This is a genomic window from Deinococcus sp., from assembly GCF_018260555.1.
Lineage (GTDB): Bacteria > Deinococcota > Deinococci > Deinococcales > Deinococcaceae > Deinococcus.
The window spans coordinates 1-7,830 of sequence record NZ_JAGLBB010000088.1 but is presented as its reverse complement, the minus strand read 5'-3'; the positions used below and the strand labels follow the sequence as shown (position 1 = coordinate 7,830).

General features: G+C 62.1%; 6 protein-coding genes. All 6 read right to left on the bottom strand.

The annotated features are described in order from the left end of the window. Window positions 1-519: 519 nt before the first annotated feature. Window positions 520-1,260 (bottom strand): M48 family metallopeptidase, encoded by a 741-nt coding sequence (locus QZ271_RS13070; protein ID WP_291432183.1) that lies wholly within the window; start codon window positions 1,258-1,260, stop codon window positions 520-522. Window positions 1,261-1,262: 2 nt separating this feature from the next. Further along, window positions 1,263-4,358, bottom strand: a complete 3,096-nt coding sequence (locus tag QZ271_RS13065; protein ID WP_291432181.1) for an HsdR family type I site-specific deoxyribonuclease — start codon at window positions 4,356-4,358, stop codon at window positions 1,263-1,265. After that, a complete protein-coding gene (locus QZ271_RS13060; RefSeq protein ID WP_291432179.1) occupies window positions 4,355-5,761 on the bottom strand; it encodes a Fic family protein in 1,407 nt (468 codons plus the stop codon). Before QZ271_RS13060 ends, QZ271_RS13065 begins: the two co-directional genes overlap by 4 nt. 13 nt (window positions 5,762-5,774) lie before the next feature. Then, window positions 5,775-6,890 carry a HigA family addiction module antitoxin gene (locus QZ271_RS13055; RefSeq protein WP_291432177.1) on the bottom strand — a complete coding sequence of 372 codons (1,116 nt, stop codon included), beginning with the start codon at window positions 6,888-6,890 and terminating at the stop codon, window positions 5,775-5,777. Next, entirely contained in the window at window positions 6,880-7,176 is a 297-nt protein-coding gene (locus tag QZ271_RS13050) for a type II toxin-antitoxin system RelE/ParE family toxin (protein ID WP_291432175.1), read from the bottom strand. The genes QZ271_RS13055 and QZ271_RS13050 overlap by 11 nt, the downstream gene beginning before the upstream one ends. A gap of 95 nt (window positions 7,177-7,271) precedes the next feature. Beyond that, a partial coding sequence (locus tag QZ271_RS13045; protein WP_291432174.1) for a restriction endonuclease subunit S occupies window positions 7,272-7,830 on the bottom strand: 559 nt, incomplete at its 5' end.

Here is a 7,830-nt window from a genome sequence, read left to right as displayed (position 1 = left end):
GGACTGGTCAGCGTGTTCACGGGGGATATTCTCATGCCCAATTTCTCTGTCTGATCGTCCCCTGCTGAGCAGTTACCCTGGAACGAGGTTGCCCTTCTGGCATCCTGATCGGTCAGGCAGCCCGCTTTCGTCAGCCCTACTAAAACATAACCTGACAGAACCCTCTCAGGTGACCCCTACATCAAGCAAGAGTTTCCAAGCAGCACAAGATGCGCGCCAGGACGCTGACGACCACGGATCTACACAGGTTTTTATCGGTCGGTACAGCATTCTGCGCGTTGCTGTTCCCTGCGCCCCGCACCACACGACATCCAGCTTCTCGCGCCTTCTCGTTCTTCGATCGCTAGGCGCTCGTTTCCGGGCTGTTCAGGCGGAGAAGAGCCTGTCACGGCCAAAAATCCCCTCCAGAACGCAACGGGGAAAATGACGTGCTGACCGATGTTTCCCCTTCCCTGTGCCGTCATGACGTCGTGTGGCACACGACTCCAGCAGGCGTGGAAACTCTTGATCAAGAGAAATTCAGCCGGTCGGGGCTGACGGCCACTCTTCACTTCGCAGAGGTAGCTCATTGAGTTCTGCACGCGCTTCCCGCCAGGTGGGGGCGTGCTCGTTCAGAAGCGTGAGGAAGCGTTCTCCGTGTGTGGGATCAATCAGGTGAATCAGTTCGTGGATCACCACGTACTCCAGCAGGTCTTTGGGTTTCTTGACCAGCTCGGTGTTCAGCCGGATGTGCCCGGCCTGTGGACTGCAACTGCCCCAGCGGGTCTTCATCCGCTGCAGGAACAGCTTGCGAACCCGGACGCCGAGCCGATCTTCCCAGGCCGCGATCATGGGCTCGGCAGCCGCCCGCAGCAGGCCCTTGTGCCAGTCGTGAATGACCTGGGCGCGCTGCGCTGGCGAGGTGCCGGGGCGAATGGTCAACGTCAGGCGCCGGTGGTCCAGGGTCACGCTGGGTTTCCGGTCCTCTTCCTGCACGCGCAGCAGGTATCGCCGACCCCACACGTAATGGCTCTCGCGTTTGATGAAGGCACGCGGCGTCTCGCGCTCCTGCGCCTGTAGCGCGTGCCTCTGCTGCTCAATCCACCTCAGTTTCGAGATGGCGTACGCGCGGGCGACGTCCAGACGGGTGTCAACCGGCGCGACGAGCGTAACGCGTCCGTCAGGTGGGTGAACGCTCAAGTGCACGTTCTTGACCGCTTTACGGATCACGGTGAGATGCAGGTCGCCGATGGTGACCTGATCCTGGCGGGGAGTGTTCATGGTCAGTATGTGTCCTGGTGTTTGAGCAGTTCGAACAGGGCGAGCGTGGCGGGTCGGTCGCGGTTCAGCAGAGGATAAATGGCGTTCTGGATCTGGCGCTCGCGGGCCTCGTCGCCGCGCCAGTCCGCCGGGGCATGGTCGCGCACCGCGCTGTCCAGGTCCAGCGCCAGCCGGGCACGGTCCTCCTCGTCGGACGGGCAGGTGAAGTGCCCCTGGGTCGGCAGGCCCTGCAGGTGACTGTAGAGGATGGCGGCCTCCCGGCGGCCGTGCAGGGAGGCCGGGACGCCCTGATGTCCGCGCCCCTGCGCAAGGCGCCGGATGAGTTCCTCAGCTTCCTGGAGAAAGTTCTCGTAGAGGAGGGTGCCCTCTACGCGCTGGCGGATCAGGTCGTCGAGGAGCGTGGACATCTCCTCGTAGAAGCGCGGGTCGGTCAGCTGGTCACGGATGATGGTCCGGCGGACGTTATTGATGATCGTCTCTGCCACTGCCCGGTTGGAGAGCTTCCCGGAGCGGTTGATCTGCTGGGCAATCACGTCGTTGATGCCGGTCTCCACGATCGATTCCAGCAGGGACAGGCCGCTGAGCGCGCCGAGGTCCTGGGCGTGGTCCGCCTGGACGTACGTGTTGATCAGGTGCCGCATGCCCTGCTCGAAGGGTTTGATGTCGAGTTCCTCGCCGGACGCCTTCTTGATGGCGGCGCGCACCTCGGCGTAGAAGGCGCTGCCCTTCTGGAGCCTCGCGATGTCGGCCGGGCTGTACCCGAGGTCGGTGAGGTTGGCCGCCACCTCTCCGTACGCCCGCAGGAAGGCCGCGGTGCTCTTGTAGAAAGCGATGCGGAGCGGTTCGGTCTGCGAGAGGTTCTCCGGGTTCATGACGCTCCCGCAGAAGTAACTGATGAACGCTTCCAGGGTCTTCGGGGCCGGTACCGGCTCGCACAGGTACTGCAGCTCCTGCCAGGCCGTATCGAGCCGGACGCGGCTTTCCGTTCGCCAGTCTTTCAGGATGACGTTGCCGGTTTCGCCCTTCTCGTCCACGTCCAGTTCATCCGAGGTGTACACGGCGATGGCCTGCTGCACGTTCTGGAAGAGTTCCTTGTAATCGACGATGTGCCCGTACTCCTTGTCCTCGCCGTCGAGGCGGTTCGTGCGGCAGATCGCCTGGAACAGGGTGTGGTCGCGCAGTTCCTGGTCGAGGTAGAGGTACGTGCAGGACGGCGCGTCGAAACCGGTCAGGAGTTTGCTGACGACGATCAGCAGCCGGCAGTTGGCGGGCTCCTTGAGAAAGCGGCGTTTCATCTCGTCCTCGTACTGGGTGGTCGTCTGGCCGGTGGCCAGCACCTGCTGCGTGTACGTGTCGAATTTGTACCGCTCGTCACTGCCGGGGGGTTCGCGTGAGATCAGGTTGTGGTTCGGCTCATAGGACGTGATGACGGCCACCCGGCCGGCCAGTTCGGTGCTCTGGAACAGCCGGTAGTAGTGGCAGGCGTCGTAGATGGACGCCGCGACTAGGATGGCCGTGCCACGCTCACTGATCAGGCGGGGCTTGAGGTTGAAGTCCTCGATGATGTTCGCCACGATCCGCGCCTTGCGTTCCCCGGAACTCATCAGGTCTTCCATGGTCGCCCAGCGCTTCCGGAGCACGGCTTTCTGGTAGGCGTTCAGGTCACGGGTCTTGTTCGTGAACCACTGGTCGACTGCCTGCGGGGAACCCAGGCGCTGCGGCACGGTGCGGGCCTCGTATTTCAGGTCGAGCACCACCTTGTCCCGCACGGCCTCGTCGAACTTGTAGGTGTGGATGTACGTGCCGAACACCTCACGGGTCGTCTGCTTGTCCTTGCGGAGCAGCGGCGTGCCGGTGAAGCCGATGAAGATGGCGTCCGGGAACCAGCGGCGCATCTGGCGGTTCATGTCGCCGCCCTGCGTGCGGTGGCATTCGTCCACGAAGACGTAGAAGCGTCCCCGCACCGTCGGCAGGTCGCCGCGCAGGTCACTGGGGTCGATCTTATGCAGCAGGGCGCACATCAGGCGCTGCTGCGGGGACGCGAGCTTCTCGACGAGTTCCCGGCGGGACGTGATGCGCGGCGACGGTGCCTCCTGGGGGATCACGCCGGTGCTGCGCATCACGCCGGCGATCTGCTTGTCCAGCTCGTCCCGGTCGGTGACGATCAGGACCCGGGCATCCGGTTCGTTCTCCAGCAGCCACTTGGCGAGCAGCACCATCAGGATGCTCTTCCCACTTCCCTGGGTATGCCAGATCACGCCGCCTTCACGCCGACGGGTGCGTTCCTGCGCCGCCTTGACCGCCTCGAACTGATGGAGCCTTGGCACCTTCTTTGTACCCGCGTCGAAGATCACGAAATTCCGCATCAGGTCCAGCAGCCGCTCTGGAGCCAGCATCTCGCGCAGCGGACCGTCCAACAGTGCCCCTTCCACCAGGGCGGCACCCTCCACTGGGGGCTCCTTTCCAGCGGTCAGGCCCTTCCAGGGCATGAAGAACTGTTCCGGCGTGCCCACCGTGCCGTAATGCAGGCCCTGAGCGTCGTTCCCCGCCAGGACGAGTTGCACCGTGCTGAAGAAGCCCTTGTGGAAGATCTCCTCCTGATTGGTGATGAGTTGCCGCACGCCGTCTGCCACGTCGACGGAACTGCGCTTGAGTTCGATCACGGCCACGGCCAGACCGTTCAGGTACACCACCAGGTCGGGGCGGCGTCCATGCGCGCCCGGCGCCTTCAGCGTGACCTCCTCCGCCACAGCGAAGCGGTTGCGTTCCGGATGCTCCCAGTCGATCAGGTGCACCGTCTCGTGCGGCGCACCCGCGGCGACCTGCACCGGCACCCCGTAGCGCAGCAGGCCGTAGGTGCGCAGGTTCGCCTGGTAGAGCGTCATTCCAGTGCTGTCCGCCGCGGCGAGCAGCTTCTGCAGCGCCTGATTGATGTGCGCGGCGGAGTAGCCACGGGCCGTCAGGTTCTCACGCAACTGCTCCTCTTCGATGCCCCGATTGTTTGTACGCAGGTGCCAGTCGCCGAGGTAGTCGTACCCGAGCGCCTGCAGAGTCTTGATGACGCGCTTTTGTGTGCGGATTTCAGGTCGGGCAGTCATGACGGGCCTCCGGCCGGGGATGATGAAACGGTCTGCGCCAGGCGGGCGCGGCCCTGTTCGGTCAGGCGGTATTTCTGCAGGCGGCTGGTCGGTGCATCCGGGCGGGTCATCTCGATCAGGCCAGCGTTCAGGGCAGGCAGGAGGTAGGCGAGCCGGAAATGCTCCGCGTCCTTCAATCCCAGGCGTGCCTGAAGTTCACGGCGGCTCAGTTCGCCCGTCATGATCCGGAGGAGCGCGACTTCCGTGGTGACTTCCGGGGACCCCCGGAAGTCACCCGCCAGGTCAGAAGCAGTCGGGAACGTGAATTCCACCCACAGCCCGGTCTCCTCGTGCCGGAGTACCGGATCGGGCGCGCCAGCCGCGCGGCACACCTGCATCATCCGCTCAATGCCGCGCCCCCACGACTCGATCTGACCGGCACGGAAGAAGGTGTTCGCCACGTCCGGGTTGAACGGCACCGACGGGTGCTTTCCCAATAGCCGCTCGACCGTCCAGGCGGGCGGCAGGTGCCCTGGGTTCCAGATCAGCAGGCGGTCCGGGTAGACGCTGATCTGGACCGGCACACTGCTCGCGTAATCCTTGTGAACCACGGCGTTCAGCAGCGCCTCGCGCAGGGCCGCCTCCGGCACCTGCAGGGTCTCGAGGCGCTGCAACCCCTGGTAGGAGATGAGCGCTTTCAGGTACTTCGCCTTCAGCAGCTCCACGGTCTGCTCGACCTGCAAGAGCAGCGGCCCATGCACCTCATCCTGGAAGCGCAGATCGGCGTCGTCGGTCCCGAACGCGCCCACCTTGATCCACGCGCCCCCGATGAACGCCTCCGGGTCCGGATGGAACAGCAGCGCCGCCGCCCGCTTCAGGTACGTCCCGTCCAGCAGCCGCAGGCGATCGAGCAGGACCAAGTCAGGCTCGTCCAGCCACTCGGCCGCCACCCGACCGCTGCGTTCTGCCAGCTGCCGGAAACGCCGCAGGGCCGCCGCGCTCAGGTCGGCCACGCCTACGCGCGGCAACGGCACGCCGTCCCAGTGCCGCCCCTGCATGCGGAGCAGGAAGGCGTCCAGCGCCGAGCCGCTCAGCTCCTGCGTGGTGCTCCCGCTGCGCACGTAGTACTTGCCGCGGTACGTCACCGGGTAAGGCGACCCCTCCACCTCGATCTCGATCAGGTCCAGGCCCGCCTCCTGGCGCAGGTGCACCGGCACCACCAGGCCCAGCAGATTGCGGATCTTGTTCGGCAGGTCTTCCAGCAGCCGCGCCGCGTCCCGGACGCCCACCGCTGCGCCGTCGTCGTCGCGGCCCACGACCAGCGTACCGCCGTCCGTGTTGGCGAACGCGCACACCCACTTCAGGTACTCGTCGCGCCAGGACTCCTTCCACTCCAGGTGCTGCGACTCGGCGCTTTGGGTCATTGTGCGGCCATCTTCAGCTCGGGTCCTTGGGTGTGAACTCGTAGCGCACACGGAGGCTGTCCAGCTCGCCGTACTTCAGTTTTTTGTCTATTTGCAGACGACCCACGACGATACCGGGACAGATGTTCTCGCTTGCTGCGAACGCCTGCACAGCTCGCACGGAATAATCCTCCGCCTGCACGAACGCTGAGTATGCCTCTGCGGAAATCAACTGCTCCGATGCAAAGGCATTTGCCTCAGCCTCTTGAATGGTATCTCCCCCCTCGTCTAGAAAGACGTTGCGGCGGTCGGGCTTGTGCAGCAGCACATGACCGAGTTCGTGTAACAGGGTGAACCAAAAGGTGTCGCTGTACTTCCGCCTCAGGGTGACCAACACGACTGCACGATCTATCCCCCCGCGTCTCTCCCAGAACACCGCCCCCTGAACACCCGTGCCCGCGAAGTGGGGAAGCGGCACCAAGGCCACGCCACATGCGGCCAGCCGTTCTTTGAGCTGAGGGACAGCGGTCTGTGGATCTTCACAACTCAAATGTCGAATGGCTGGGAGGCAGTCCGCCAGCGTGTCGCGGCTGAATTCCATCGTCTCCTGCTTGGCTGCCATGAGCGTTCCCATGCGCAGCCAAGCAGCAATGGCATAGGAGTGGTCGTTCCTGCTGTTCTGCTGACGAAAGGCAGGTTGATACTCCCGCACCTTCGGAATGGCGTTTAGCGTGGCCACTCCGAAGAAAGCGCGGACTTCGGCCACCTGTTCCACCTTGTCCCTAAAGCGTCGGATGAACCCCCACTGCGCCATTTCTGTCAGGGGAAATAGCTTCAGCAGCCCACACTCCGACTCCAGGCGTTTTTGTTCGGCCTGTCGCGCCAGCACCAGACGGTAGTCATTTTCTAGACCCATCCATATATGGGCCGGCACGCCCACAACCTGCGCTAACTGGAGGGCTGTGTCCGGGGTCAGTTCTTTGTCCCCCTGGATCAGTTCGTTGATGGCCTGGGCGGGCCGACCCATGCGGCGGCTGAGTTCTGCCTGGTTCATCCCCAGGTCGTCCAGCACCTCTGCCAGGTACTCCCCTGGTGGAATGGCCCAATCCGCCATGGGGGGAAGGGAGGTCGCATGAGCTTCAATCGCCATAGTGTTTGCTCACCTCTTCTACACATACCACTGTCAGTTCGTCGTCCTCGAAGGTGAAAATCAGCCGAATGAATCCGGTGAGATTAACAGCCCACTGTCCTTGCCGATCACCCTTGAGAGGGTGGCAGCGGAGGCCAGGGAGGGCCTGTAATTCCGCCAGTGTTCTGGTTTGCCGGATGATGCCGATGCGCTGCACATACTTTCGGCCTACTTCCGGCCCGTATGCCTTGATCGCCTCTGTGCCACTCTCGTACTGCTTGCACAGCTTTCGGGTTCTGAAATTCACCTGCACAAGGACGCCCCACAAGTAGAGTTATTCACCCTTGGGGTGAAGACTAGTTTACCGCCTCGATTCTGATTCTGCATGAGTGGGCACCACATTCAGACCAGCCGCGTGCGCCCGGTCAGGAGTTCCTGCATCATCCCTTGCTTCAGGTCACGGGTCTTGGAGAGACGTTCCTCCAGGGCTTCCAGTTCGGCGTCCATTTCGGAGAGGATAGCGGCGATGGCTTTTTGTTCGGGTAGAGATGGAAATGAGACAACTATGCTATTTAATGACTCTTTATTAAGGGTATATCCTTTAACGGCCTGTTTTCCATAATCTGCAAAGTTGACTCTCTGCATTTGATAATACAAATATACGCTTTCGGCCTTCAATTTATTAAAACTACAAATAGCTTCGTTAGAATACATATCTTCGCCAGTGAAGGCGAGTTTCCCGAGTGATAATTTAAAACTCATAATAAGTGTTCCCTTCGGTATAACATTCATCAAGACTGCTGCTTCTACTGTGATTTCCTCTTTAGTAGACTTGACAACTTTACTTCCCATATCGGCTATGGAAATCCACTTGCATCCAGAACCCCAAAATTTTGACACAATTCGACTTGGAGTCCTCCCCATCCTAATTTCTGCAATATCCCCCAGCCGCTTCTCTTCC

Coding starts and splice junctions, on each gene's coding strand:
- QZ271_RS13070 (WP_291432183.1), bottom strand. CDS start 1,260: ATGAACACTCCCCGCCAGGATCAGGTCACCATCGGCGACCTGCATCTC.
- QZ271_RS13065 (WP_291432181.1), bottom strand. CDS start 4,358: ATGACTGCCCGACCTGAAATCCGCACACAAAAGCGCGTCATCAAGACT.
- QZ271_RS13060 (WP_291432179.1), bottom strand. CDS start 5,761: ATGACCCAAAGCGCCGAGTCGCAGCACCTGGAGTGGAAGGAGTCCTGG.
- QZ271_RS13055 (WP_291432177.1), bottom strand. CDS start 6,890: ATGGCGATTGAAGCTCATGCGACCTCCCTTCCCCCCATGGCGGATTGG.